This is a genomic window from Devosia sp. MC532 (assembly GCF_016461625.1).
In the GTDB taxonomy this organism is placed as follows: domain Bacteria; phylum Pseudomonadota; class Alphaproteobacteria; order Rhizobiales; family Devosiaceae; genus Devosia.
In genome coordinates, this window is the sequence record NZ_JAEMNZ010000009.1 from 137252 (window position 1) to 160564 (window position 23313).

24 protein-coding genes are annotated in these 23313 nt (G+C 58.9%); 17 read left to right on the forward strand and 7 right to left on the reverse strand.

What is annotated here, in order from left to right; all coding sequences use genetic code 11:
* Window position 1: 1 nt before the first annotated feature.
* The 3 genes from JHC09_RS12600 (at window position 2) to JHC09_RS12610 (ending at window position 1831) form a co-directional block, all read left to right on the forward strand.
* Window positions 2–409, forward strand: a complete 408-nt coding sequence (locus tag JHC09_RS12600) for an RNA-binding S4 domain-containing protein (RefSeq protein ID WP_182394420.1) — start codon at window positions 2–4, stop codon at window positions 407–409.
* A 152-nt stretch (window positions 410–561) separates the two neighbouring features.
* On the forward strand, window positions 562–900 hold the full coding sequence (gene fdxA, locus JHC09_RS12605; RefSeq protein ID WP_169195483.1) for a ferredoxin FdxA: 339 nt from the start codon (window positions 562–564) through the stop codon (window positions 898–900).
* A 361-nt stretch (window positions 901–1261) separates the two neighbouring features.
* Window positions 1262–1831: a CarD family transcriptional regulator gene (locus JHC09_RS12610; protein WP_169195482.1), complete on the forward strand. Its 570-nt coding sequence runs from the start codon at window positions 1262–1264 to the stop codon at window positions 1829–1831.
* A 299-nt stretch (window positions 1832–2130) separates the two neighbouring features.
* Here the strand turns inward: JHC09_RS12610 and JHC09_RS12615 are convergent, their stop codons facing one another.
* Entirely contained in the window at window positions 2131–2961 is an 831-nt protein-coding gene (locus JHC09_RS12615) for an SAM-dependent methyltransferase (RefSeq protein WP_199532196.1), read from the reverse strand.
* A gap of 44 nt (window positions 2962–3005) precedes the next feature.
* On the opposite strand from JHC09_RS12615, the gene JHC09_RS12620 reads away from it, so the two are divergent.
* The 8 genes from JHC09_RS12620 to JHC09_RS12655 all read left to right on the forward strand — a co-directional run bounded on the left by JHC09_RS12620 (window position 3006) and on the right by JHC09_RS12655 (window position 9060).
* Window positions 3006–3797 (forward strand): ComF family protein, encoded by a 792-nt coding sequence (locus tag JHC09_RS12620; protein ID WP_199532225.1) that lies wholly within the window; start codon window positions 3006–3008, stop codon window positions 3795–3797.
* Window positions 3798–3824: 27 nt separating this feature from the next.
* Window positions 3825–4079, forward strand: coding sequence for a glutaredoxin 3 (gene grxC / locus JHC09_RS12625; RefSeq protein ID WP_199532197.1), 255 nt, complete (start codon window positions 3825–3827; stop codon window positions 4077–4079).
* Between the two features lie 35 nt (window positions 4080–4114).
* The gene (locus JHC09_RS12630) at window positions 4115–4945 is read left to right on the forward strand and encodes a carbon-nitrogen hydrolase family protein (protein WP_199532198.1); all 831 of its coding nucleotides are present in this window, start codon (window positions 4115–4117) and stop codon (window positions 4943–4945) included.
* 57 nt (window positions 4946–5002) lie between these two features.
* Complete coding sequence (locus JHC09_RS12635; RefSeq protein WP_182394418.1) at window positions 5003–5425, forward strand: DUF1178 family protein; 423 nt, start codon at window positions 5003–5005, stop codon at window positions 5423–5425.
* 169 nt (window positions 5426–5594) lie between these two features.
* Window positions 5595–6677, forward strand: coding sequence for an efflux RND transporter periplasmic adaptor subunit (locus JHC09_RS12640; protein WP_199532199.1), 1083 nt, complete (start codon window positions 5595–5597; stop codon window positions 6675–6677).
* Between the two features lie 4 nt (window positions 6678–6681).
* Window positions 6682–7887: an FtsX-like permease family protein gene (locus tag JHC09_RS12645; RefSeq protein WP_199532200.1), complete on the forward strand. Its 1206-nt coding sequence runs from the start codon at window positions 6682–6684 to the stop codon at window positions 7885–7887.
* Window positions 7884–8564 (forward strand): ABC transporter ATP-binding protein, encoded by a 681-nt coding sequence (locus tag JHC09_RS12650; RefSeq protein WP_169195475.1) that lies wholly within the window; start codon window positions 7884–7886, stop codon window positions 8562–8564. Before JHC09_RS12645 ends, JHC09_RS12650 begins: the two co-directional genes overlap by 4 nt.
* A gap of 127 nt (window positions 8565–8691) precedes the next feature.
* On the forward strand, window positions 8692–9060 hold the full coding sequence (locus JHC09_RS12655) for an MmcQ/YjbR family DNA-binding protein (RefSeq protein WP_199532201.1): 369 nt from the start codon (window positions 8692–8694) through the stop codon (window positions 9058–9060).
* 87 nt (window positions 9061–9147) lie between these two features.
* Here the strand turns inward: JHC09_RS12655 and JHC09_RS12660 are convergent, their stop codons facing one another.
* The 5 genes from JHC09_RS12660 to JHC09_RS12680 all read right to left on the reverse strand — a co-directional run bounded on the left by JHC09_RS12660 (window position 9148) and on the right by JHC09_RS12680 (window position 15064).
* Window positions 9148–9978, reverse strand: a complete 831-nt coding sequence (locus tag JHC09_RS12660) for a glycosyltransferase family 25 protein (RefSeq protein WP_199532202.1) — start codon at window positions 9976–9978, stop codon at window positions 9148–9150.
* 17 nt (window positions 9979–9995) lie between these two features.
* Window positions 9996–10802, reverse strand: coding sequence for a glycosyltransferase family 25 protein (locus JHC09_RS12665; protein ID WP_199532203.1), 807 nt, complete (start codon window positions 10800–10802; stop codon window positions 9996–9998).
* Window positions 10803–10954: 152 nt separating this feature from the next.
* Window positions 10955–12799, reverse strand: coding sequence for a dihydroxy-acid dehydratase (gene ilvD, locus JHC09_RS12670; protein WP_199532204.1), 1845 nt, complete (start codon window positions 12797–12799; stop codon window positions 10955–10957).
* A 194-nt stretch (window positions 12800–12993) separates the two neighbouring features.
* Complete coding sequence (locus JHC09_RS12675) at window positions 12994–14319, reverse strand: hemolysin family protein (protein ID WP_169195470.1); 1326 nt, start codon at window positions 14317–14319, stop codon at window positions 12994–12996.
* A gap of 145 nt (window positions 14320–14464) precedes the next feature.
* Complete coding sequence (locus JHC09_RS12680) at window positions 14465–15064, reverse strand: hypothetical protein (protein ID WP_199532205.1); 600 nt, start codon at window positions 15062–15064, stop codon at window positions 14465–14467.
* A 275-nt stretch (window positions 15065–15339) separates the two neighbouring features.
* Here JHC09_RS12680 and JHC09_RS12685 point away from each other — a divergent pair, with 275 nt between their 5' ends.
* Window positions 15340–15615, forward strand: coding sequence for a hypothetical protein (locus JHC09_RS12685; RefSeq protein ID WP_169195468.1), 276 nt, complete (start codon window positions 15340–15342; stop codon window positions 15613–15615).
* 17 nt (window positions 15616–15632) lie between these two features.
* Here JHC09_RS12685 and ubiG read toward each other — a convergent pair whose 3' ends face one another.
* A complete protein-coding gene (gene ubiG / locus JHC09_RS12690; RefSeq protein WP_199532206.1) occupies window positions 15633–16370 on the reverse strand; it encodes a bifunctional 2-polyprenyl-6-hydroxyphenol methylase/3-demethylubiquinol 3-O-methyltransferase UbiG in 738 nt (245 codons plus the stop codon).
* 188 nt (window positions 16371–16558) lie between these two features.
* On the opposite strand from ubiG, the gene JHC09_RS12695 reads away from it, so the two are divergent.
* The 5 genes from JHC09_RS12695 (at window position 16559) to JHC09_RS12715 (ending at window position 23201) form a co-directional block, all read left to right on the forward strand.
* Complete coding sequence (locus JHC09_RS12695; protein WP_199532207.1) at window positions 16559–17824, forward strand: aspartate kinase; 1266 nt, start codon at window positions 16559–16561, stop codon at window positions 17822–17824.
* 67 nt (window positions 17825–17891) lie between these two features.
* Window positions 17892–20159 carry a phosphoenolpyruvate--protein phosphotransferase gene (ptsP, locus tag JHC09_RS12700; RefSeq protein WP_199532208.1) on the forward strand — a complete coding sequence of 756 codons (2268 nt, stop codon included), beginning with the start codon at window positions 17892–17894 and terminating at the stop codon, window positions 20157–20159.
* Window positions 20160–20294: 135 nt separating this feature from the next.
* Window positions 20295–21371 carry a peptide chain release factor 1 gene (gene prfA / locus JHC09_RS12705; protein WP_169195464.1) on the forward strand — a complete coding sequence of 359 codons (1077 nt, stop codon included), beginning with the start codon at window positions 20295–20297 and terminating at the stop codon, window positions 21369–21371.
* 14 nt (window positions 21372–21385) lie between these two features.
* A complete protein-coding gene (gene prmC / locus JHC09_RS12710) occupies window positions 21386–22234 on the forward strand; it encodes a peptide chain release factor N(5)-glutamine methyltransferase (RefSeq protein ID WP_199532226.1) in 849 nt (282 codons plus the stop codon).
* A 343-nt stretch (window positions 22235–22577) separates the two neighbouring features.
* Entirely contained in the window at window positions 22578–23201 is a 624-nt protein-coding gene (locus JHC09_RS12715; protein ID WP_169195462.1) for a DUF4167 domain-containing protein, read from the forward strand.
* Window positions 23202–23313: the final 112 nt, after the last annotated feature.

Below are 23313 nucleotides of genomic sequence, written 5' to 3' on the forward strand. Positions count from 1 at the left end.
ATTGGGACCGGGCGAGGTACCGCTCCGCAAGGAGCGGCTCGACCGGTTCCTCTTTTTCTCGCGTGCCGTAAAATCACGCACTCTGGCGCAAAAGATCATCGAAACCGGCGCCATCCGGGTAAATTCCGAAAAGACGGATAAAAGTGACCATAAGGTCGGCGCAGGCGATGTGCTGACGATGGCGCTGCACAATCGCGTGCTCGTCTGGCGCATTGTCGATCCGGGCGTGCGGCGGGGACCGGCAGCCGAAGCCCAAGGGCTTTACGAGGATCTATCACCCCCACCTCTGCCGAAATCCGAGAAAAGCCCCTATGAGGCGGCGATTGCCGAGCGGGCACCGGGGGCAGGGCGTCCGACGAAAAAAGAGCGGCGCGACACCGATCGTCTGCGCGATGGGTTCGAGGAATAGAATAACGTATTCACCAAGAGCTGTTCTGCGCCAAACAGTCTCCCTTGCTAGCCTTGCGGCCTCGGCAAAAACACGTTAGCACCAAACCCAGTTGAGATTGGCCCGGTCCTGCCCAAGGCTAGGGTCGCTTCCCCACGGGAAATCCTGCAAATATGACTTACATTGTCACCGACAACTGCATCTCCTGCAAGTACACCGACTGCGTTGAAGTTTGTCCTGTAGACTGCTTCTACGAAGGCGAGAACATGCTGGTCATTCACCCGGACGAGTGCATCGACTGCGGTGTGTGTGAACCAGAATGCCCGGCCGAAGCGATCAAGCCAGATACCGAGCCAGGCCTCGACTCATGGCTTGAACTGAATCGGAAGTATGCAGCCGCTTGGCCTAATTTGACCGAACGTCGCGATCCTTTGGCGGAAGCAAAGGAACGTGATGGCGAAGAAGGTAAGCTCGAAAAGTACTTCTCTGAGACGCCCGGCGAAGGCGACTAAAGCTACGTACACAACTTGCCGCCGCCGGTTTTTCTCGGCGGCGCAAGGGTTTGTTGGGAAAGGGCTAAACTGTGACGCGCGCGCGCTTGCGCAGTATTCGCGCTTTGATTAGTACCTTTTGATTCTGCCGAAATTTTATGCTATGGTACTCCCATAAGCAGTTGAGCCCGTCAGCACCGTGCCTTTAGGCACGATTTTTTTGACACACATCATCTGGTGAATGGCGCACGGAAAGCGGATCCGGGCGACCGTGAAGCTCTGCTGCCTGAAGCGCTTCGGCGTTTGAGTAATTGAGTATCTATGGCAGGTCCTTGCCGCAAGGAACCGGCCATTGTGGGGCGTCAACAAGGAGTTCCAGCATATGGTAGCCAAGAAGCAGCAGCAGCGGCTTGGGTTCAAGACGGGCGAATTTGTCGTCTACCCAGCACATGGCGTCGGCGTGATCGTGTCGATCGAAGAGCAGGAAGTCGCCGGGCTAACCCTTGAGCTGTTCGTTATCAGCTTTGAACAAGACAAGCTGACACTGCGCGTCCCTACAGCAAAGATCAAGTCTGTTGGCATGCGTAAGCTGGCCGAAGACGAAGAAGTGAAGAAGGCGCTCGACACCGTTACCGGTCGCGCTCGCGTCAAGCGCACCATGTGGTCGCGCCGCGCTCAGGAATATGAAGCCAAGATCAACTCGGGCGATCTGATCGCTATCTCGGAAGTTGTTCGTGACCTCTATCGTTCGGAAGAACAGCCAGAGCAGTCCTATTCGGAACGCCAGCTGTTTGAACAGGCAATGGATCGCATGAGCCGTGAAATCGGTTCGGTGCGTAAGCTGACCCTGACCGAAGCTGTGCAACTGATCGAAAAGCAGCTCGCCAAGAGCCCGAAGCGCACCAAGGCTGATGCCGCGGACGCTGATAGCGACGAAGAAGCTGCCGCGTAAGTTTCGACGACGCATTGAGATTAAAAGGGTCGGTGGCAACACCGGCCCTTTTTGTTTTTGGGATTTTGCTGTTTTGGCTTTGGGGATGTTGCCCCCATCCTCAATCCCTCGCCTCGAAGGGAGGGAGGCGGTCTAGTGTTTTGGGGGGGGGCTTGGGAGATGGACCCGGCCATCCAGAGGGATGACGGTGTGGGCAGGTATGGGGTGGTCGCATAAGCCCCCACCTAACCTCCCCCGGAAGCGGGGGAGGGATTGGGGCGGTGTGCTTAGGGGGCTTTGGGGAAGGAGCTTTTGGAGGATTAGGCCTTGTCGCCCAAAAGTTTGGTCATGGAGACAGTGGCGCTGCCGGGTTTTAGGGGTTTTTGTTGGCTTTCGTGGGGTACCCAGCCGGCGAGCCAGATGATTTCTAAAGTGGCGCGGATGCGGCCGTCGGGGTCGGCATCGCGGTTCGCATAGGCTTGCGCCGCCTCGGCGAGGAGCGTGCGAGTGGCAAAGCGTTTGGGGCGCTCGAGCAAGGGGTTGGATGCGCCCAAGGCTTTGACTTCGGCCATGAGGGCGAAGGGGGAGGAATAGCGGACGCGATGGGTTTCGACGTCGGCGACGGGCAGGGCAAAGCCAGCGCGTTGCAGAAGACCGCCCGCATCACGCACTTGCGCCATGGGGGCAACGCGCGGCGAGGAACCGCCGGAAATCGTGAGGTCGGCGGAGAGAAAAGCTTCGCGCAGCTCGGTGAGTGTATCGCCGCCCAAAAAGGCCGCCATGAAAAGACCATCGGGTTTGAGACGGCGGCGGAGACGAACCAGGTGCCCGGGGACATCGTCAATGGTGTGCAGATGGAGGAGCGAGATGATGAGGTCTTGCTCGCCTTCGGGCAGGTCGGGAAATTCGGCCCCAGAATAGGCTTCGATGAGCGTGACCGGGACGGGGCCATCGGCGGTGAAGAGGGTTGTCGGAAGCGTCGATGCGTCGGGCGCGATGATGATGGCGCGGGCAAAGCTGCGCTTATAGGCGCTGAGGCGTTCCGCCAAATCATCCAGCACCAGATCGCGGACGAAGTTTTCGCTCGTGGCGCGGCGCGCCAAATTGCGGGCGATCTGGGCGGCGTCGAAGAGGCGGGGCGGGGCAGACATAAGAGGGGCTTTCGCCAAATTGGGGCTGTGACAGAATGTCCCTTATGAAGAGGGGCGGAAGCGAAGTCAAAGCCGGAGCTTGGAGGCGTGTGCGCGGGGGGCTCGCGTGGGCGGGCGCTTCTTTGCTCGACCAGTTGTATCCGCCTTGTTGCGGCGGTTGCGGGGCGCCATTGGCCGAGGCTCAAGGGTTATGTGGGGCGTGTTTTGCAAAGCTGCGCCCGATCACCGTCCCGCTCTGTTCGGTAATGGGCATTCCGGTGGAAGCGGAAGGGGGAGACTTTCTGTCCGCTGAGGCGATCGCGGACCCGCCGCCCTTTGCGCGGGCCCGAGCAAGCGTTAACTACAATGAAATGGCGGGGGCGCTGGTCGCCAAGCTCAAATATGGCGACCGGCCGGAGCTGGCAAAACTATGCGCGCGGTTGATGGTTGGCGCGGGCAGAGAGTTTTGGAGCGCAAAACCGGTGTTGGTTCCGGTGCCACTTCATGCCAGCCGCTTGCGGTTTCGGCGCTATAATCAATCCATGATGCTGGCGCAGGAGATTGCGCGCTTGGTGGGGCTGGAGGTTGATGCGTTCGTCGTGAGGCGCAAACGCAAAACGGCGCAGCAAGTTGGGCTCAGTGGCGATCGGCGGCTCAAAAACGTGCAGGGGGCCTTTGCCGCCCATCCACACGCTTTGGAGCGCTTGAAAGGGCGCGGGGTGGTGATTGTTGACGATGTTTACACCACAGGCGCGACGGTTAAGGCGGTGACGCGGGTACTCAAGCGGGCGGGTGTTGAGAAGATTGAGGTGCTCAGCTTTGCCCGCGTTGTCATTGGCGACGACAACCCCATATAAGAGGCACAATAGTGACGGAGAATTCAAATGGCTAAGGTCGAAATCTATACGACCCCGACATGCCCCTACTGCCACGCCGCTAAGGCGCTGCTCACTGAAAAGGGCGTTGCCTTTGAGGAAATCAGTGTTGTGGACCCGGCGGTGCGCGAGCTGATGATGGAACGCGCTCATGGTCGTCGCACCGTGCCGCAAATCTTCATCGGCGAAACCCATGTCGGGGGCTATGACGATATGTCGGCGCTTGATCGCCAGGGTGGGCTCGACCTGCTGTTGGCGAACTAAGCAGACCCCAATTTAGCCGAGCTGAGCGTTTCACCATGAAGATCGCCGCCATTCAAATGTGTTCCGGGCTTGATCCGCAGGCCAATCTGGCCGCGCTGGAGCCCATGTTGGCGGAGGCTTCGGCCGCTGGGGTGCGGTATGCGCAGACCCCGGAGGTTGCATTGCTGTTCCCGGAAAACCGGGATCAGCTGCGCTCGGTGGCGGCGAATTTTGAAGGGCACCCACAACTCCAGCGCGTCGGGGAATTGGCCAAGCAGCACAGCATGTATGTGCATATCGGTTCGCTGCCGATCCCGCTTGAGGATGGGCGCTTTGCCAATCGCTCAGTCCTGTTTGGGCCCGACGGGCAGCAGGTGAAAATCTACGATAAGATCCACCTGTTCGATGCCGATATTGCCGGGCTCAACGCCTATCGCGAGAGCGCCACCTATAAGGCGGGCGAAGAGGCTGTGGTGGCGCAGGTGGATGCGTTCACCCTTGGCTTTGCCATTTGCTACGACATGCGCTTCCCAAAACTGTTCAACACGCTGGCTAATGCCGGAGCGCAGCTGATGGCGGTGCCAGCGGCGTTTACGGTGCCGACAGGGCAGGCGCATTGGCATGTGCTTTTGCGCGCGCGGGCGATTGAAACAGGCTCGTATGTGATTGCGGCGGCGCAAGGCGGGCATCACCCCAATGGCCGCGCCACTTATGGGCATTCGCTGATTATTGACCCTTGGGGGAAAGTAATTGCGGAGTTGGACCATGATCGGCCCGGCGTGTTGATCGCTGATGTTGATTTGGCGGCGGTGGGCGAGGCGCGCCAACGTGTGCCGGCCTTGGCCAATGCCCGCAGCTTTGCCGCTCCGGCTTTGCATGAGGGGTAAAACCCCCTATATGACCGGGATGGCACCAAAACTGCCCCTGCAAGAACGATTTGAACCGTGATCCAGTATTCATTGCATTGTGCCGAAGGGCATAGCTACGACGCTTGGTTTAAGAGCGCAGCGGCTTATGACGAGCAGAAGGCGCGTGGCATTGTGCTGTGCGCGATCTGTGGCGGACGCTCCGTAGAAAAAGCGATGATGGCGCCCGCTGTGGCGCGCAAGGACAGTGAACGTGTGTCGCTGTCGGCTGCTCATCCGGAAGCGGCCAAGGTTCGTGAATTTTTGCGCCAGTACCGCCAGAAGGTGGTCAACGAAGCGGACTATGTTGGCGATAAATTTGCCGAGGAAGCGCGCAAAATCCATTTCGAGGAAGTTGCACCGCGCGGCATTTATGGCGAAGCGACCAAGGATGAGGTTGCAGCGCTGGTCGACGAGGGTGTTGAGTTTCTGCCCCTGCCTGATGTGGGCGAGGAGAACTGAGGCTTTCCGCTTCAGCGTGTTGAATTTTTCAAAGGCCGCCAGTGATCTGCTGGTGGCCTTTTATCGTAATATCAAGGTTAAATAGCGCGTTTGAATTTATGCTCGCGTTTATTTGAACTCTTTCCGCCTCTGCCGGCGTTTAGGCAGAAACCGCATTAGGATGAGACCAGTGGCCAAGCCCAACCCGGAACAGAAGACGAAGCGGAAGCGTCCCAAGGGGATGCTGATTTTCGGTTTGGTGGCGCTGGTAGGGCTTGGGGCTTATGGAGCCATTGCTCGCCCCTGGGAGCCAAAGCGGGTGCAAGTGGCGCTGGAAACCATCGCGCCGCAGGATATTTCGCAAGTGTTGGCGGTCAACGGGCGCATCGCGGCAAAAAACTCGGTGACGGTGCGCGCGGCGGTTTCGGCTAAGGCGCTGACTGTGGCGGCGGACACCGGCGATACGGTGGAAAAGGGCCAGGTGCTGGTCGAACTCGATAAGGCACTGGCCGATGCGCAGTGGCAGCAGGCGCGGGCTGCGCTCAATGCGCAAAAGGTGAAAGAAAGCCAATCCAAGGCGACCGCTGAGCGGGCTCAGGCCTTGGGCGAAAACGCTTCGCGCTCGACGCGCGAAGACGCCGAACTTTCATTGTCGGCAGCAATTGCTGAGACGGCGCGCCTGCAGGCAGCGCTGGAGCAGGCCGATGCGCAGCTCAAGCAATATACGATTACTGCGCCGATCTCGGGCGTAGTGCTGAGCCGTGGTGTTGATTTGGGGCAGTTGGTGGATACGCAAGGCGAGCTCTTCAGCATCGCCGATCTCTCCGACCTCGTGGTTGAGACCGATGTTGACGAGCTCTATTCCTCGCGCGTTGCCGAGGGGCTGAAGGTTCTGCTCAAGCCTGTGGGCGCGAGCGTCGCCCAGCATGGCACTGTCACCTTTGCAGCGCCGACCGTGGATGCATCTACCGGTGGTCGGGCGATCAAGATTGGCTTTGATGAGGCGGTGGACCTGCCCGTTGGGCTGACGGTCAATGCCAATGTGATTGTTGAAGAGGTGAGTGGCGCGCTTTCTGTGCCGCGCCGCGCGATTATCACGGAAGGCGCGCAGAGCCATGTGATGCTGGCCAATGCTGGCGTCGCAGAGGCCCGGCCCATTGAGTTCAATGATTGGCCAGCGGAGCGCGTGATTGTGACCAGCGGGCTTAACCAGGACGATGTGGTGATCCTCGATCCGGCCAAGGTTGAGGCTGGCACATTGGTCGCGGAATAGCGCCATGGTTTATGGCTTTAAAATTGCCTGGCGCTATCTGACCTCTAACAAAACCCAGACGGGGTTGCTGATCGCCGGTGTGGCGGTTGGCGTGTTCGTGTTTATCTTTATGAGTGCGCTGATCGGTGGGCTCGGGAGCTATCTGGTGCAGCGGACAGTGGGCAATATCGCCCATGTGACGCTGGAAGTGCCAAGCCGCGACGCGGGGCTTCTACTGCCGGAAGACGCGCAAGCCCAGGTCGTGCAGCAAAAGGCGACGGGGCAGCGCGAGACCTTGCGCACCGCTGACGCGTTCATGCCCTCCATTGAGGCCATGCCGGGTGTGCGCGCGGTGTCGCCGCAGATCGTGGGCAATGGCTTTGTCATTCGGGGGCAATCGCGTGCGCCGGTTTCTATCACTGGGCTGGATGCGGACAAGGTGTCCTCGATCGCCGATATTGAGTCGGCACTGGTGGCGGGGACGACGCTTTTGTCCAACGCCAGCGTATTGGTGGGACGAACCCTCGCCAACGACCTCGGAGTGAGTGTGGGGCAAGTGATCCGGCTGCAATCGGACCGCAATGTTGAACGCTCGCTGGTGATCGGCGGGATTTTCGAGCTTGGCGTTGAGGCGATTGATGCGCGGGCGGCTTATGTGAGCACTGCGACGGCGCGGGTGTTGATGGAGCTGCCGCAGGGGGTGAGCAAGGTTGAGGTCAAGCTTTTCGATCTCAATCAAGCGGACGCCTATGCCCGCCAATTGGGTGCGGACACTGGACTTAAGGCGACGTCTTGGACGGAGGGGAATGCCAGCTTGCTCGATGGGCTTAAGGCGCAGGCCAATTCGGGCAATCTGATTAAGGGCTTTGCTCTGGTGACGATCGTTATTGGGGTGGCATCGGCGCTGTTGCTCTCGACCTATCGTCGCCGTCCGGAGATCGGGATTATGCGGGCCTTTGGCGCGAGCCGCGGCTTTGTGGTGGCGGTGTTTGTTATTCAGGGCACGCTGATTGGTGTGCTCGGTGCGTTGATCGGGGCTGGGCTGGGGTATTTGACGCTATCGCCCTTCCCTGTTCCGGAAGAGGCCACCTCGGGCGGTCTGCCGATTGACGTGCGGCAGGGGGCCTATGGGCTTGCCATCGCGCTGACGGCGCTGGGGGCGATTTTGGCGTCCATTCTGCCGGCGCGAGCAGCGGCGAAGGTGGACCCTGTTTCGGTGATTGGCCAATGAGTGCGCTGGTTGAAATTCGCAATCTGATCAAGACCTATGGCGAGGGCGAGGCGGAAACGCGCGTGCTCAAGGGGCTCAATATGGAGCTTGCCGAAGGGGATCTGGCGGCGCTGCTAGGCCCATCGGGGTCGGGCAAGAGCACGCTTCTTACCATTTTGGGCACGCTGATGCAGCCGACGAGTGGCGAGCATTTTATGCTTGGGGAGAACCTCAGTACGGCCAAGGATGCGGAACTCACTGAGTTTCGTAACAAGCACATCGGTTTTGTGTTTCAGTTCCACCATTTGCTGCCCGATTTCACGGCGCTGGAGAATGTGGTGTTCCCGGCGGCGCTTGGCGCGGGGCGGGAAACAGCTAAGGACAAAAAACGCGCAGCAGAGCTGCTGGAACGCGTGGGTCTCGGCCATCGCATGGATTTTCGGGCCACCCAGCTTTCGGGCGGGCAGAAGCAGCGTGTGGCGATTGCGCGGGCGCTGATGAACCAGCCGGAGCTTATTCTCGCTGACGAACCGACCGGGAATTTGGATCGGGAATCGGCAAGTCAGGTGATGGAGCTGATCCACGAGATCAATGAGAATGAGAAGACGACCTTCCTCATCTCAACCCATGACGAAAAGATTGCTGCCTCGTGCAAACGCCAGATCAAGGTGGTGGACGGCAAGACCGTGGCAGACTGAGGGGCCGTTTTAGTCGCTGCGTTCAAGGCGCTAGAAAGTGCTGCTGCCTGCCGCGCTGAAGCGGGGGTGTCGCTGCTGACAGATTTTGGCCCAGTCTGTGCTAAGGCTTGTCTGAGTGAGGGCAGGCATGACCATGTTTCAGCGCGAAAAATTCGATGAGCTATTGGGCTCTTGGCCGGGCGTGACTTTTGTCGATCAGTGGGACAGTCACATCGCTAAGGTGGGCGGCAAGGTGTTTTGCCTTTTGAGCGATGGCTCGCCGCGGATCGTGTTCAAAGTGACAGAAATGAGCTTTGAGATGCTGACCGGCCTAGAGGGGATCAGCCAAGCGCCGTATTTCGCCAAACGCGCCTGGGTGCAGGTCTTTGACATAGCGCCGTTGAGCGAAGACGATCTGCTCGCTTATGCGCGCCAATCCTACACGCTAGTCGCCAAAGGGCTGACCAAGAAGCTACGCTTGGAGCTGGGCATTACCGACGATGTTGGGAAGGTTTAGGTCGGTCCGATAGGGAGGGTGGAATCCCCGCTATCGAACCTAACCAAACAACAACCTTGGCAGGCCGTTGAGTAGCTGAATGTGGGTCTAAGCCTTGTTGCTCTCCGGCGCAACCCCTGAACCGGCGAAAGGCACAATTGTACGGTGCGACAGTTTGAGCGTGCGGTGGATAAGGGCCGGAAGGGCGACTTTGACCTCATAGCGCCAGAAGCGGCGGAGTTCGTAAGCGAGCGAGCGCTTTTGCGTGTGAATATGTTGGGCGGCATGCGCGCGTTCGCCGTGGAGGTCTGACCCCACACGCAAGGTCGGATTGAGACGATCTTCCTGGACGACAAGCGCGGGAACGAGCTGGCGTATGGTCAAATTGGTGGTGTCAGGCAGGTCACGCCAAATCACCCGGTCAACGATGGTGTGATGCAGTGTGTGGTTGGCAAGGTAGCGCTCGGCGGCTTTGCGGGTGAGGACATAGCCTGCCGCCCCCCAGGTAAAGTGCTGCATGTCGTGCAGAGTGTATCCGCCGAGGGAGCCAACTGGCGTAACCGAAATCTGGCTTTTTGGGTCGAGGAAGGTTTCCAAGCGCAGCAGATCGCAAGGCAGGCCATTGGCGTCGATGTGCTCGAACAGCGCGCTCAGTTGCGGCGCCAGAATGGCGTCGTCTTCGAAAATGGCGGCGACAGGGGCGTCGGACGCCAGAAAGGCGCGCATGGCCCGGAAGTGGCTTGAGGTGCAGGCCAATTCAACGCGCAACATGGGCTCGAACAGATGGGGTGCGCAATATTTTGCGTCCAGTTCTGGAGTGATGTCGTCAAGCGTGAAGGCGGAGATGCGGGTTGCGTTGAGCTTTAGATCAGCAAAACGTTTTTCCATCGCCTCGCGCCGGTCGGTGCGGCGGTCGAGGTTAATGTAGTAGATGTTCATCTGTCCCCCGGCAGTTTTTAGTCGTTCTTTTGGCGCGCCAAAAGCGCATCCGGTTCGACAAAGGCACGACGTGTTTTACCCCATAGACGTCGCCAGAATTTAATGAGGTTGATCTGCGCATCGCTGAGCCAGAAGTAAGCGATCGCGTGCGGCACTGCGAGGTGACGGGGCTTCATGCCCATCTTGCCTGTCCTCAACTGGACATCGCCCTCATAAGGCGTGCCAAAGAAGCGATCTTCTTGGATAGCGAGCGCGGGCACCAGTTGCATGGCACGCAGCGCGGTACCGGGTTTGCGGAATGGGAAGAACAGCACAAAATCATAAGGGCGCGACAGCGCCGAGCGCTCTGCCAAAATTGCCCTGGCGGCATCGCGATTGACGATGTAGGCGGCCGCGCCTGCGCAGCGGCTGGCGATTTCGTGGGCCTCGAACGCGCCTAATTGGAGCGGTTTTGTGCTGAAGAAGTGCTGCGGATCCAAATAGGTTTCAAGTCGCAGTATGTCGAAACCGGAGAGGGGCGTTTGCAGCAGATCGGCGACTGCGTTTGAGAGCAACACGTCATCTTCGAGGATGAGCGCGTAGGTGTCATTGGTCGCCAAAAACGCTTCCAGCGCGCGATGGTGGCTGAGCGCGCAGGCCAGCTCGGTAATGCGTACGTGCTCTACATTGGCTAGATTCGTGTGGCCGACAACTAGGTCAGCCGCGATGCCTGCGGGTGTAACCGCTTGGATGCGAGTGGCTGGTAGGCCAAGAGCGGCAAGTTTGCGCTCCATCGCCTCGCGCCGATCTGTACGATGATCAAGATTAATGTAGTAGATTTTCACGCGAACACTGCCAGTAGCTGATGCGGGAACGTCGTCTCCAACGGATTATTTGCTGTACGTCGAATTGCTAGACACAGCTTTTATCTTGCTCAGAGGCATAAAAAAAGCCCCGGTGGTGAGACCGGGGCTTTGTAACTCTGTGGCGCGGAGGCTTAGTCTTCGAGCTTGCTGACGTCTCGGACGGCGCCGGTGGAGGCGGAGGTGACGAGCATGGCGTAGGCCTTGAGGGCTGTCGTGACCTTGCGCTTGCGCTTTTCAGCAGGCTTCCAGCCGAGCTTGTCCTGTTCGACGCGACGGGCAGCCATTTCGGCATCGTTGACCAGCACGTTGACGGTGCGGTTCGGGATGTCGATCTCGATGATGTCGCCTTCGCGCACCAAGCCGATAGCGCCGCCTTCGGCCGCTTCTGGCGAGGCGTGGCCGATGGAAAGGCCTGAGGTGCCGCCCGAGAAGCGACCGTCGGTGAGGAGAGCGCAGGATTTACCGAGGCCCTTGGACTTGAGGTAGCTCGTTGGGTAGAGCATTTCCTGCATGCCCGGACCGCCGCGGGGACCTTCGTAACGAATGACAATAACGTCCCCAGCCTTAATCTCGTTGGACAGAATAGCCTTAACGGTCGCATCCTGGCTTTCAAAGACGCGGGCTGGGCCGCTGAATTTCAGGATCGACTCGTCAACGCCGGCGGTTTTGACGATGCAACCGTCGAGCGCGATGTTGCCCTTGAGAACGGCGAGGCCACCATCCTTGGAGAACGGCGTCTCGGCCGAACGGATGACGCCGTTCTGACGGTCGAGGTCGAGCTCGTTCCAGCGGTTGGACTGGGAGAAGGCCTGTGTGGTGCGGACGCCGCCCGGCGCTGCCTTGAAGAACTCGCGTACTTCTTCGGAATTGGTGCGGGAGATGTCCCACTTGTCGAGCGCATGCGCCATGGATGGGGCGTGGATGGTGGGCTCGTCGCGGTTGATCAGGCCGGCGCGGTCGAGTTGTCCCAGGATCGCCATGATGCCGCCGGCACGGTGAACGTCTTCCATATGGACGTCGTTCTTGGCTGGGGCGACCTTGGACAGAACTGGAACGCGTCGGGAGAGCGCGTCGATATCGTCCATGGTGAAATCGACGCCGCCTTCATGGGCAGCGGCAAGAATATGCAGAACCGTGTTGGTCGAGCCGCCCATGGCGATGTCGAGTGCCATGGCGTTCTCGAATGCCGCCTTGGTGGCGATGGAGCGCGGAAGAACGCTTTCGTCTTCCTGTTCGTAATAGCGACGGCAGAGGTCAACAACGACATGACCGGCCTGCTCAAAGAGGCGCTGGCGATCGGAGTGGGTGGCAAGGGTCGAGCCATTGCCCGGCAGGGATAGGCCGAGGGCTTCGGTGAGGCAGTTCATCGAATTGGCGGTGAACATGCCCGAGCACGAGCCACAGGTTGGGCAGGCGTTCTGCTCAACCAGTTCGACTTCTTCGTCGGTGTAATTGTCGTCAGCGGCCATAACCATGGCGTCGACGAGATCGAGCGCCTGCAACTGACCCTTGATCATGGCCTTACCAGCTTCCATCGGGCCGCCGGAGACGAAGACCACTGGAATGTTGAGACGCATCGCAGCGTTCAGCATGCCGGGGGTGATCTTATCGCAGTTGGAAATGCAGACCATGGCGTCGGCGCAGTGGGCGTTGACCATGTACTCGACCGAGTCAGCGATGATGTCGCGACTTGGAAGCGAATAGAGCATGCCGTCGTGGCCCATGGCGATGCCATCGTCCACGGCAATGGTGTTGAACTCCTTGGCGACGCCGCCAGCCTTTTCGATCTCGCGCGCGACGAGCTGGCCGAGGTCTTTAAGGTGCACGTGGCCAGGCACGAACTGGGTGAAGGAGTTGACGACCGCGATGATCGGCTTGCCGAAGTCACCGTCTTTCATACCGGTGGCGCGCCAGAGGCCGCGCGCGCCGGCCATGTTACGGCCATGGGTACTGGTACGGGAACGATAGGCAGGCATTTGGCACATCCTCGAACAGGGAAGCCGGTTGGGGCCGGTTTGATATCTCCCCTGTCAATAAACCCATTAGCGGCGGCCGACAACTAGAAACCGTACCGATGGGTACGGTTGCGGCGCAGATTTTTGTCTTGGGTTTCTTGCTTGCTAGCTTGCTTGGTGGAAAACCATAGACTGGCAGGCGTTTGCGCGGAGGATTAGGCGTCTGTTGGGGTTTTGGAGCTCGTGTGCGCTTTGGCAGCAGGGATTTTAGTCACCAGCAATTGGTTGAGCCGCATCTTGTCGGCGTCCACGACTTCAAAGCGGTAGCCTTCGGCCTCAACGCGATCCCCCTTGCGGGCGGCGCGGCGCAGGCGATGGACGACGAAGCCGCCGATGGTTTCAAACGAGCCTTCAAAGCCGATGTGATGAAGGCTCAGCGCCGACATAACGTCAACAATTGGAGTGACGCCATCGACCAGCCAAGACTGGTCATCGCGTTGCATGATTTGGCGTTCTTCAAAGGGATTGGCGAGGCCCAAAACCAGAGGGGCCATGAGGTCTTTGAAGGTCACGATGCCGACAACATTGGCGTATTCGGAAACCACCAACGCCACGCCGGTGTCCTGTGCCTGGAATTCGGCCAGAACTTCCCAGACGTTGAGACTGTCTGGGACGGAGGCCATTTCGCGGCGGATTTTCTTGAGTTCGAGCTCGCTGGCGGTATCGAAAGCGTCGGCAAGGACGTCTTCGGCACGCACGCTGCCAATGACATTGTCGAGACCACCATCGCATAGTGGATAGCGCGAAAACGGATGGTACTTGACCTTCTCGCGCTGCGTCTCGCGGCTGTCGTTGATGTCGAGAAAGACGATGTCATCACGCACGGTCATGACTGAGGTGACGGAGCGCAGCTCTAGGGCCAGAACATTGTTGATGAGCTGATGCTCACGCTTCATCAAAGCGCCCGAGGCTTCGCCACCGGCTAGGATCATGCGGAAATCTTCGGTCGTGATCTCGTCACTGCGATCAGGCTCGATGCGCAGCAAAGAAATGATCCATTCCGAAATGCTCGAAAACACCATGACGATGGGGCGCAGGAGGCGGATTTGCATTTCGACAAAGCCGACGACCAAAAGCGCTGAGCGCTCGGGGATCATCATGGCGACACGGCGCGGCACGAGATCGCCGAACATGACGAAGGCCGAGGTGATGATAATAAAGGCGACGATGTCAGCGGTGATGGTGGCGACGTCGGTGGGCAGGACTGTGCTCAAACCCGAGGCGATGAGAGGGCCGAGGGCGCCAGAGCCGACGATACCGGCAAGGATGGAGACAGCGTTGGTGCTGATCTGGAGCGCCGTGATCACTGTTCCGGATTTGGCTCGTAAGTTAATAAAGCGAAGGGCGCGCTTATCGCCAGCCTCGGCTAGGGCGCGGATGCGGATCTCACGGGCGGCAGCAAAGGCAATTTCCGACAGAGCGATGTAGACGCTGATAGCGATGAGCAGAAGGATAAGGATTAGGCCGAAAATTAAGCTCATTGCGTCTCGCTGGATCGGAAAAGGATTGGCGTGACAGTGCCAGTGCGTGTGCGGAGGAAGGCCCCGCAAATGATAGAAATACTCTTACACGCGCTTGGTTGCACATAGCGAGGCATTCCGCACAGAATGCCGCGATGAAAGGCGATTAGAAGCGATAGCGGATGCCGAGGACCGCAGCGTTTGAGCCATCGAGATGGGCAATCGTGCCGAAGCCGCCAGAGCGGTGGTGGATCCGCCCAAAAACTTCAATCTCGGGCGCGTTGTCGTGGGAGACGGCAATCTCGGGGGACAGGTAGTAGAGGAAATAGGGCGAGGCGTTATTCTCGCGCGCCCGGACGGCTTCTACCCCAATTGGATCAGTGACGACCGAAAACCCTGCGGTCAGCGATGGCGTAATGTTGAGGGGGCCAACTTCGAAGGTCGTGAGGCGCGCAACACCACCGGCCCAGATTTCTCCGGATGTGCTTTCGCCAGTTCTGAGGGCAGCGCCAACTTCGACGCCGAGGCCGAAACTGCCATAAGAATAAAAGAAGTTTTGGTAGCCCGCGCCAATCGCAACATTGGCTTCATAGGGGCCGTTCCAAAACTCTAAGCTGTCGCTGAAATGGCCCGCGTGCATGACGCCGGCAAAAGCGAAGACTGTTTGATCGGGTACCGGCGAGAGAGCTGCAGTTTCGGCAGCATCGAGCGGCGACGCGGTGATCATAATCACGGCGGTGACGGGCAGGACGGTACGCAGACGCATTATAGCACTTCCTTGCGCGTCGGCTTGGAGCTAACGCGCATTGCTTCAGTTCATCAATTCATTGGCGGTCGTTGGGAGAACGACACCGGATCAATGAACAGCGAAGTCTGAAGTTGCAGTGGACCACGAATGCGTGATCGTTAGGGCGACAGTGCGTGGTAGAGGAAGAGTTAAGCATAGGGCCGAGATTGTATCCGGTCGCCCAGGGGAGCCCGGGAACCTCTGTGCTGGCTCCCGCGTATAATTACCTAGTGGTTTCTTAGGTGATTTTCAGAATGACCGAATATGTTCAAGTCAGTGAGACCCGCTTGCCAGCCGGACACGCTGCGTTGCTCCTCTTCGTTCAAGATGGAAATTTGTGCGCGGGCACACTGACCCGCCGACATGATGGGCGGATGGAGCGCAGTGTTTCGCCCCGTCCGGACCCCAATGACTTAATGCGGGTTATAGTGCGGCTGATGGGCGTTAAGCCGGTGCCTGAAACACTTTATGTGGTGCTAGAACGTGGGGCGCACTGGCCCGAGCAATTCCCCAAATTGCGCGTTCACTGAAACCGAAATAGTGGCCACTATTTCTGACGTTCAGCGACAACCATGTAGTTGACGGCCATGTCGCGCGACAGACGCCACTCGCCGCTCAATGGATTGTAGCTGACCCCTGATTGGTCGGTGACATTGAGGCCGTTGCGGCGCAGCTCGGCGATGATTTCCTCGGGCGTAAGGAACTTGTTCCAATCATGGGTGCCGCGCGGCAACCAGCGCAGCACGTATTCTGCGCCAATGACGGCGAGCGCCAGCGCGCGGGCAGTGCGGTTGAGCGTTGCGGTGAACATCAGACCGCCCGGCGCGACGAGATCGGCGCAGCTCTTCATATAGAGCGGGACGTTATCGACGTGCTCGACAACTTCCATATTGAGGACCACGTCATAGCTTTCGCCGGCGGCAACCAGCGCTTCCGATGTGGTCGCGCGGTAATCGATGTCGAGGCCGCCTTGCTCGGCGTGGATCTTGGCAATGGCAATGTTGCGCTCGGCCGCGTCGACCCCGGTTACGGTGGCGCCGAGCCGAGTGAGCGGTTCGCACAACAGGCCGCCACCACAGCCGACATCGAGAATGCGGATGCCTTCAAACGGACGGATGGAATTTGCATGGCGGCCAAAGCGGGCGACCAGCTTGTCGCGAATATAGGAGAGGCGCACAGGATTGAATTTGTGCAGCGGCTTAAACTTGCCCGTTGGGTCCCACCATTCTTCCGCCATGGCCGTGAATTTTGCGATTTCAGCATCGTTGACGGTGGTGTTGGTCATATCGGGCACTCCATTACAGCACCTATGCAACAGAGAGGGCCGTGTGGGCAAGGTGAAGCAGTACGGACACTCAGCCTCGGCTTTGGGTAGGGCCTGGGTCTTTCCCATTGATCCGCAGCGTAGTTTGTGGCATTTCCGGGCCAATCATTAAGCGTACCGCCGGGTTCGGCGGATGACCGGGGAAGCAATTGGCCCGCATCGTCGTTAAATTTGGTGGCACCTCCGTCGCGACCGTAGAACGCATCCGTAACGCCGCACTGCATGTGAAGCGTGAAGTGGAAGCAGGGAACGAAGTCGCTGTTGTCGTGTCCGCTATGTCTGGCAAGACCAATGAATTGGTCGGCTGGGTGAATGAAGCCTCAAAATTCCATGACGCGCGTGAATACGACGCTGTTGTGGCGTCTGGTGAGCAGGTGACCGCTGGCCTGATGGCTGTCGTGCTTTCGGAAATGGGTATTCAGTCGCGCTCTTACGCCGGCTGGCAGGTGCCAATCCGCACCGATGATTCCCATGCGGCGGCGCGTATTGTCGAAATCGACCCGACCGAGCTCAATGAGCGCATGTCCAACGGCTGGGTTCCGGTGATCACGGGTTTCCAGGGCATCTCGCCCCATAACCGCATCACCACGCTTGGTCGCGGTGGCTCGGACACATCGGCAGTGGCCGTTGCGGCCGCTGTTGGCGCCGACCGTTGCGATATCTACACCGACGTTGACGGTGTTTACACAACCGATCCGCGCATCGTGCCAAAGGCGCAGCGCCTGACCAAGATTTCTTTCGAAGAAATGCTGGAAATGGCTTCGCTCGGTGCCAAGGTGCTGATGATCCGTTCGGTTGAAATGGCGATGGCGCATAAGGTGCGCCTGACCGTTCGTTCTAGTTTTGATGACCCGAATGCGCCCCAGATCGCGCCTGACGGTTCTGTCGGTGTACCCGGCACGCTCGTATGCGATGAGGATGAGATCATGGAAAAGCAGATCGTTTCGGGCGTGACGCTCGCTAAGGCAGAAGCCAAGATCACGTTGCGCAAGGTCAAGGACAACCCAGGCGTTGCCGCTTCGATCTTTGGCACGCTGGCCGACGAAGGCATTATCGTCGACATGATCGTGCAGAACATCGCCGATGATGGCGCGACCACCGACATCACCTTCACCGTTCCCGACAGCGAATATGATAAGGCTGTTAAGGCGCTGGAAAATAACGGCGGTCGCTTTGAATATGACCGTCTTTCCGGCTCGAAGGGCGGGGCAAAGGTCTCGGTCGTGGGCGTAGGCATGCGTAGCCACGCAGGCGTTGCATCCTCCATGTTTAAGGCTCTTGCTGACAAGGGCATCAACATCCAGCTGATCACCACTTCAGAAATCAAGACTTCGGTTCTGATCGATGAAGAGTATGCCGAGCTTGCGGTTCGCGCTCTGCACACCTATTACGGTTTGGACAAGAAGGAAGCCTGATCGCTTTGTCCTGAAGCTTCGGGCTCCTCCATGCAGGGGGGTAGCCCGGGGCTATCCAGGTGAGGCAATGGTTACGATCTCAAGCAGCGCACGTGGGCTGCTGCGGCAGTTGCGCGAAACAATGGCGGAGCCGCTGGCTTCGCAAGATCGCTTAGACAAAATCGTATCCCTCATCGCCGACAATATGCAGGCCGACGTCTGCTCGTTTTACGTTTTGCGCGACGACGGCGCGCTCGAACTTTTCGCCACCCATGGCCTGAAAGCCGAATCGGTCCACATGACCACGCTTCGGCTCGGCGAAGGCCTTGTTGGCCTGATCGCTGCGGAAGCTGTTCCGCTGAGCCTAGAAGACGCGCCCAGCCATCCCTCTTTCGCTTATCGTCCGGAAACGGGCGAAGAGCGCTATAGCTCGTTTCTTGGGGTGCCGGTGTTGCGCTCGGGCCAGACGCTGGGCGTCTTGGTTGTGCAAAACGCCAATCACCGCCACTACGGGGAAGATGAAATCGAGGCGATGCTGACCACTGCCACGATTTTGGCCGAGATGGTGGCTACCTCCGATTTCGACAATCTGATCAAGCCTGGATCGGATATCGATCTGCGGCGGCCGCGTATGTTTTCTGGTGTCAGTCTTTCCGACGGTATCGCTTTAGGGACTGTGGTGCTCCACGATCCGCGCGTCGTCGTGAGCAATTTTATAGCTGAAGACACTGAGGTGGAAAAGGCGCGTCTGGACACGGCGCTGGCTAGCATGCGCGTGTCTATCGACGCCATGCTCGACCGGGGCGACATGCTCACCGGGTCGGATCATCGCGAAATTCTCGAAACCTACCGCATGTTCGCCAACGACCGTGGTTGGGTGAACCGGATGACCGAGGCCATCGACAATGGTCTTTCGGCGGAAGCGGCGGTGGAGCGGGTTCAGAACGACACCCGCGCGCGCATGATGCGCCAGACCGACCCCTATATTCGTGATCGTCTGCATGATCTCGATGATCTGGCGAACCGGTTGTTGCGGGTGCTAACCAATTCGGGCCTCCATGCGCAGCGTGACTTGCCGGACAATGCCGTGCTCGTGGCGCGCAATATGGGTCCGGCCGAACTCTTGGAATATGACCGCAACAAGCTGCGCGGCATTGTTCTCGAAGAAGGCGGCGCGACAGCGCACGTCGCCATCGTGGCGCGCTCGCTCGGGATCGTGGCTGTCGGCCAGGCGGAATCCATCGCCTCGATGTGCGAAACCGGCGACGACATCATTATAGATGGTCCCGCTGGGCAGGTGCATTTGCGCCCCACGCCCGAAGTCGAGCAGACCTATATCGACAAGGTCCGGGTTTCGGCGCGGCGTCGCGCGCACTATGCGGCTCTGCGCAACAAGCCCAGTGTGACCAAGGACGGGGTGGAAATCACCCTGCTGCATAATTCGGGGCTGGTGGCTGATCTGCCGATGCTCGACGACACGGGGGCCAGTGGCGTTGGTCTCTTCCGGACCGAGCTGCAGTTTATGATTGCGAGCCGCTTGCCGCGTTTGTCTGAGCAAATTGAGCTTTACGCAGAGGCCATGGCCATTGCGGGCGAGCGACCCATCGTATTCCGCCTGCTCGACATCGGTGGCGACAAGGTCGTGCCCTATCTACGCTCAAGCGTGGAAGAGAACCCGGCCATGGGCTATCGCTCCATTCGATTGGGGCTGGATCGTCCAGGATTGTTGCGCACGCAAGTTCGCGCGCTGTTGCAGGCGGCCAATGGGCGGCCACTCAAAATCCTTGTGCCAATGGTGACAGAGACGTTTGAGTTTTTGCAGACCAAGCGGGTGATCGCCAAGGAAATCGACCGCGTAAAGCGGGCCGGTATTCCGGTGTCGACACAGATCGAAGTGGGCGCGATGGTGGAAGTGCCATCGCTGCTGTTCGAACTTGACCAGCTCTTGCCGGAAGCCGATTTCGTCTCCATTGGTTCGAACGATCTGGTGCAGTTCCTGACCGCAGCGGACCGCGCCAACCCGCGTGTCTCGAAGGCTTACGATCCAATTGCGCTGCCGCGATTGCGCGCTATTCGCCTTGTGGTGGAAGCGGGTAAGCGTCATGGCAAGCCGGTGACTATGTGTGGGGAGTTGGCGGGCAAGCCGATTGAAGCGCTGGCCTTGATGGCGGTCGGGATGGATCGTTTGTCGATGGGCCCGGCCTCGATCGGGCCGATCAAAGAGATGATCCTCAATCTAGATCTCAAGCCTATTCAGGACGAGATCGCAGAGGCGCTCAGTGTCGGTGCGAACGGGCTGACCGTGCGTCAGCTTTTGACCGCCTGGGTCGAGAGACAAAACATCCCAGTGGGCTAAGTCTGGACGGATCGGGGCGGGCAGGGTGTGCGTTTCCTTGCCACATTTGCGCTTGGCTCTTGCCGAAAACCCCATTCAACAGGTACGGCAGGGCACCAATGATTGTCTGCACCGACCATACGGAAGACCTTGCCCATGCCATCTTTGCCCCAGGATAAGCTCGACGTTCTGGAAACGCGGTTTCAATATATTGAAGCTGCGCTCTCCGGAGGAGCGAGCCCTGACGAGTTGGCTAAGCTCTCGAAAGAGCACTTCGATCTCGCGCCCATCGTTGGCGAGATCACGGCTTATAAAAAAGCGCTGCGCGACCGAGCCGAAGCTCAAACGCTGCTGAAAAGCGGCGACAAGGAAATGGCCGAAATGGCGGAGATGGAAATCTCCGAGCTGGACGAAAAGATCGAAGCCTATGAGCAGTCGATCCGTATCCTGCTGCTGCCCAAGGACGAGGCCGACGAAAAGTCGATTATTCTGGAAATCCGTGGCGGTACGGGGGGCGACGAAGCTGCCCTCTTCGCGGGTGACCTTTTCCGCATGTATGAACGCTATGCCGCGAATCGGGGCTGGAAAGTCACGGTGATGGAAGAAAGCCCCGGCGAAATGGGCGGCTTTAAAGAAATCATCGCCAATGTTTCGGGCAAGGGCGCCTATGCGCGCATGAAGTATGAGTCCGGCGTGCACCGCGTTCAACGTGTGCCGGCGACCGAAGGTTCGGGTCGTATCCACACGTCGGCGGCGACAGTTGCGGTGCTGCCTGAAGTGGAAGACATCGATATTGAAATCCGCAATGAGGATATTCGTATCGACACCATGCGCGCCTCGGGCGCGGGTGGTCAGCACGTCAATACGACCGACTCGGCGGTGCGTATTACCCATATTCCAAGCGGGCTGGTGGTGACGTCAGCGATGAAGTCGCAGCACCAGAACCGCGCGCAGGCTATGATTGTTCTGCGCTCGCGCCTTTATGAAATGCAGCGCGAAGAGCGCGACAGCGCCCGTTCGGCAGAGCGTAAGGGGCAGGTGGGATCGGGCGATCGTTCTGAACGCATCCGCACCTATAACTTCCCCCAGGGCCGCGTGACCGATCACCGGATCAATCTGACGCTTTATAAGCTCGACAAGGTGATCTCCGGGGAAGCTGTGGATGAGCTGATCGATGCGCTGATCACCGAAAATCAGGCGGCACAGCTGGCGGCAATGGAGCAGTCGAACTGACAGCGCCGCTCTCCATCGGCGCTGTTTGGCGCGCTTGCCGTGACGTACTGGCCAAGCATGATGTGGCCACAGCAACGCTCGACGCCAAATTGCTTGTGGGGCACGCGCTGGGGCTTGATGCGCTCGGGCTGATGACGCGCGAAATGGACGGTGTGAGCGAGGCGCAGCGCGAGGCGATTAACGCAACGATCTCGCGTCGATTGACCGGGGAATCTGTTGCGCGGATTATCGGCTATCGCGAGTTTTATGGGCTGAATTTCAAGCTGAGCGCGGCCACGCTTGAGCCGCGCCCGGACACTGAACTGCTTGTTGATCTGGCGATCAAAGCGCTGCCGAAGGGCGGGCGCCTGCTCGATTTGGGGACGGGCACGGGCTGCATCCCAATCTCCATTCTCGCCAATCGACCAGACGGGCGTGGGCATGCCTCCGACATCAATCCTGAGGCCTTGGCGATGGCGCAAGAGAATGCGCGTGCCAATGGCGTTTCGGAGCGGCTGAGCTTTTCGGCTGGGAGCTGGTTTGAGGCGCTTGAGGGGGTGGATCGCGCGGCGCGATTTGACCTCATTGTTTCCAATCCGCCCTATATTGTGAGCGAAGTTATCAACACGCTTGCGGACGAAGTGAAGAATTTTGACCCGATGTTAGCGCTCGATGGGGGCCCTGATGGGGTTGCGCCTTATCGTATTCTTGCGGCGCAGGCGGGCGGTTATCTGAAGGCAGATGGTGTGGTTCTGGTCGAGATCGGCTACGACCAAGCCAATGAAGTGTCCGCACTTTTTGCCAATGTAGGGTTCTCTCAGGTGCGGGTCCACAAGGACTATGGTGGGCTGGATCGTGTTGTGGAAGCGCATCATAAAGCCTGAACAAGCAGGCGCTTTGGGCATGAGATGCGATTTTCTGCTGGCCAAAGCGCCGGGAACCGGATAGTTTGAGCGTGCTGTCAATGGCGCATCATGGGCGCCGCAGCGATCTCAAAAGTTCCAAAACGCGAAGCTGTCTTAAGACAGCGCGGCTCTGGTGATCAGAGCGACGCGAGGGAGTTTTACGGATTTCCGTTGGATCGTTGCCGAAAGCGCCCGGTCTTCATGAAGCCAGTTTTGATCCCGTTCGGTGCGCTATTTGTCACCGTGGGGTAGGGGCCAGAGCGGTTAGCCAATCCGCCCCATGATGTGACGCTTAACTTTTAGAGTTAGACATAGCGACCCGATGAGACCTAACAACCAGAACAACAAGAACCGGCAGCGTGGCCGTAACGGCGGACGCAAGCACGTTAATCCGCTCTCGCGCAATTACGAAAGCACCGGTCCGGACGTTAAGGTGCGCGGTAACGCCGCCCATATCGCCGAAAAGTATCTGCAGTTGGCCCGCGATGCGCAGTCCTCCGGTGACTCCGTCATGGCTGAAAATTACCTGCAGCATGCTGAGCACTATTTCCGCATCGTTTCTTCTGCACAGCAGGCCCTGCAGGGCACGCGTGACGGGCAGAACGGCGACTATAACGACTACGACGATGACGTCAGCGAATTGAATTCGCGCTTCGCCTCGCCGCAGCCGGTTCAGCCCGTGCATCAGCCAGAAAGCGAAGCTGAAGCTGTTGCTGACACCTCGAGCGAACAGCCTCGTGGCGACGCTGGTTCTGCACCCGCGGAAGCGGCGGCAGCTCCAGTTGAGCAGGACGGGGAAGCCGCACAGCGCAAGCCGCGTGAGCGTCGCCCACGTCGCCGTCGTCCGGTTGCCGGTGAAGGTGATGCTGCGCCGAAGGATGCAGGCGTTGCCGATGGTAGTGAACTGCCAGCCTTTCTGACTGGCGCACCAGCCAGCGCTGAATAAGCTTCGGCTCTCAGCAGAATAGAGTTTTGAAATGCCGGGCCGATGGTCCGGCATTTTTCGTTTGGTGCGCGCCAGGCCCAATATCCGTGGTTTGATGGTTGGCTAAAAATAT

Excerpts from the sequence above, each read along its gene's own strand:
- fdxA (WP_169195483.1), top strand. The coding sequence starts at position 562 with ATGACTTACATTGTCACCGACAACTGCATCTCCTGCAAGTACACCGAC.
- JHC09_RS12610 (WP_169195482.1), top strand. The coding sequence starts at position 1,262 with ATGGTAGCCAAGAAGCAGCAGCAGCGGCTTGGGTTCAAGACGGGCGAA.
- JHC09_RS12615 (WP_199532196.1), bottom strand. The coding sequence starts at position 2,961 with ATGTCTGCCCCGCCCCGCCTCTTCGACGCCGCCCAGATCGCCCGCAAT.
- JHC09_RS12620 (WP_199532225.1), top strand. The coding sequence starts at position 3,006 with ATGAAGAGGGGCGGAAGCGAAGTCAAAGCCGGAGCTTGGAGGCGTGTG.
- grxC (WP_199532197.1), top strand. The coding sequence starts at position 3,825 with ATGGCTAAGGTCGAAATCTATACGACCCCGACATGCCCCTACTGCCAC.
- JHC09_RS12630 (WP_199532198.1), top strand. The coding sequence starts at position 4,115 with ATGAAGATCGCCGCCATTCAAATGTGTTCCGGGCTTGATCCGCAGGCC.
- JHC09_RS12645 (WP_199532200.1), top strand. The coding sequence starts at position 6,682 with ATGGTTTATGGCTTTAAAATTGCCTGGCGCTATCTGACCTCTAACAAA.
- JHC09_RS12650 (WP_169195475.1), top strand. The coding sequence starts at position 7,884 with ATGAGTGCGCTGGTTGAAATTCGCAATCTGATCAAGACCTATGGCGAG.
- JHC09_RS12655 (WP_199532201.1), top strand. The coding sequence starts at position 8,692 with ATGACCATGTTTCAGCGCGAAAAATTCGATGAGCTATTGGGCTCTTGG.
- JHC09_RS12660 (WP_199532202.1), bottom strand. The coding sequence starts at position 9,978 with ATGAACATCTACTACATTAACCTCGACCGCCGCACCGACCGGCGCGAG.
- ilvD (WP_199532204.1), bottom strand. The coding sequence starts at position 12,799 with ATGCCTGCCTATCGTTCCCGTACCAGTACCCATGGCCGTAACATGGCC.
- JHC09_RS12675 (WP_169195470.1), bottom strand. The coding sequence starts at position 14,319 with ATGAGCTTAATTTTCGGCCTAATCCTTATCCTTCTGCTCATCGCTATC.
- JHC09_RS12680 (WP_199532205.1), bottom strand. The coding sequence starts at position 15,064 with ATGCGTCTGCGTACCGTCCTGCCCGTCACCGCCGTGATTATGATCACC.
- JHC09_RS12685 (WP_169195468.1), top strand. The coding sequence starts at position 15,340 with ATGACCGAATATGTTCAAGTCAGTGAGACCCGCTTGCCAGCCGGACAC.
- ubiG (WP_199532206.1), bottom strand. The coding sequence starts at position 16,370 with ATGACCAACACCACCGTCAACGATGCTGAAATCGCAAAATTCACGGCC.
- ptsP (WP_199532208.1), top strand. The coding sequence starts at position 17,892 with ATGGTTACGATCTCAAGCAGCGCACGTGGGCTGCTGCGGCAGTTGCGC.
- prfA (WP_169195464.1), top strand. The coding sequence starts at position 20,295 with ATGCCATCTTTGCCCCAGGATAAGCTCGACGTTCTGGAAACGCGGTTT.
- JHC09_RS12715 (WP_169195462.1), top strand. The coding sequence starts at position 22,578 with ATGAGACCTAACAACCAGAACAACAAGAACCGGCAGCGTGGCCGTAAC.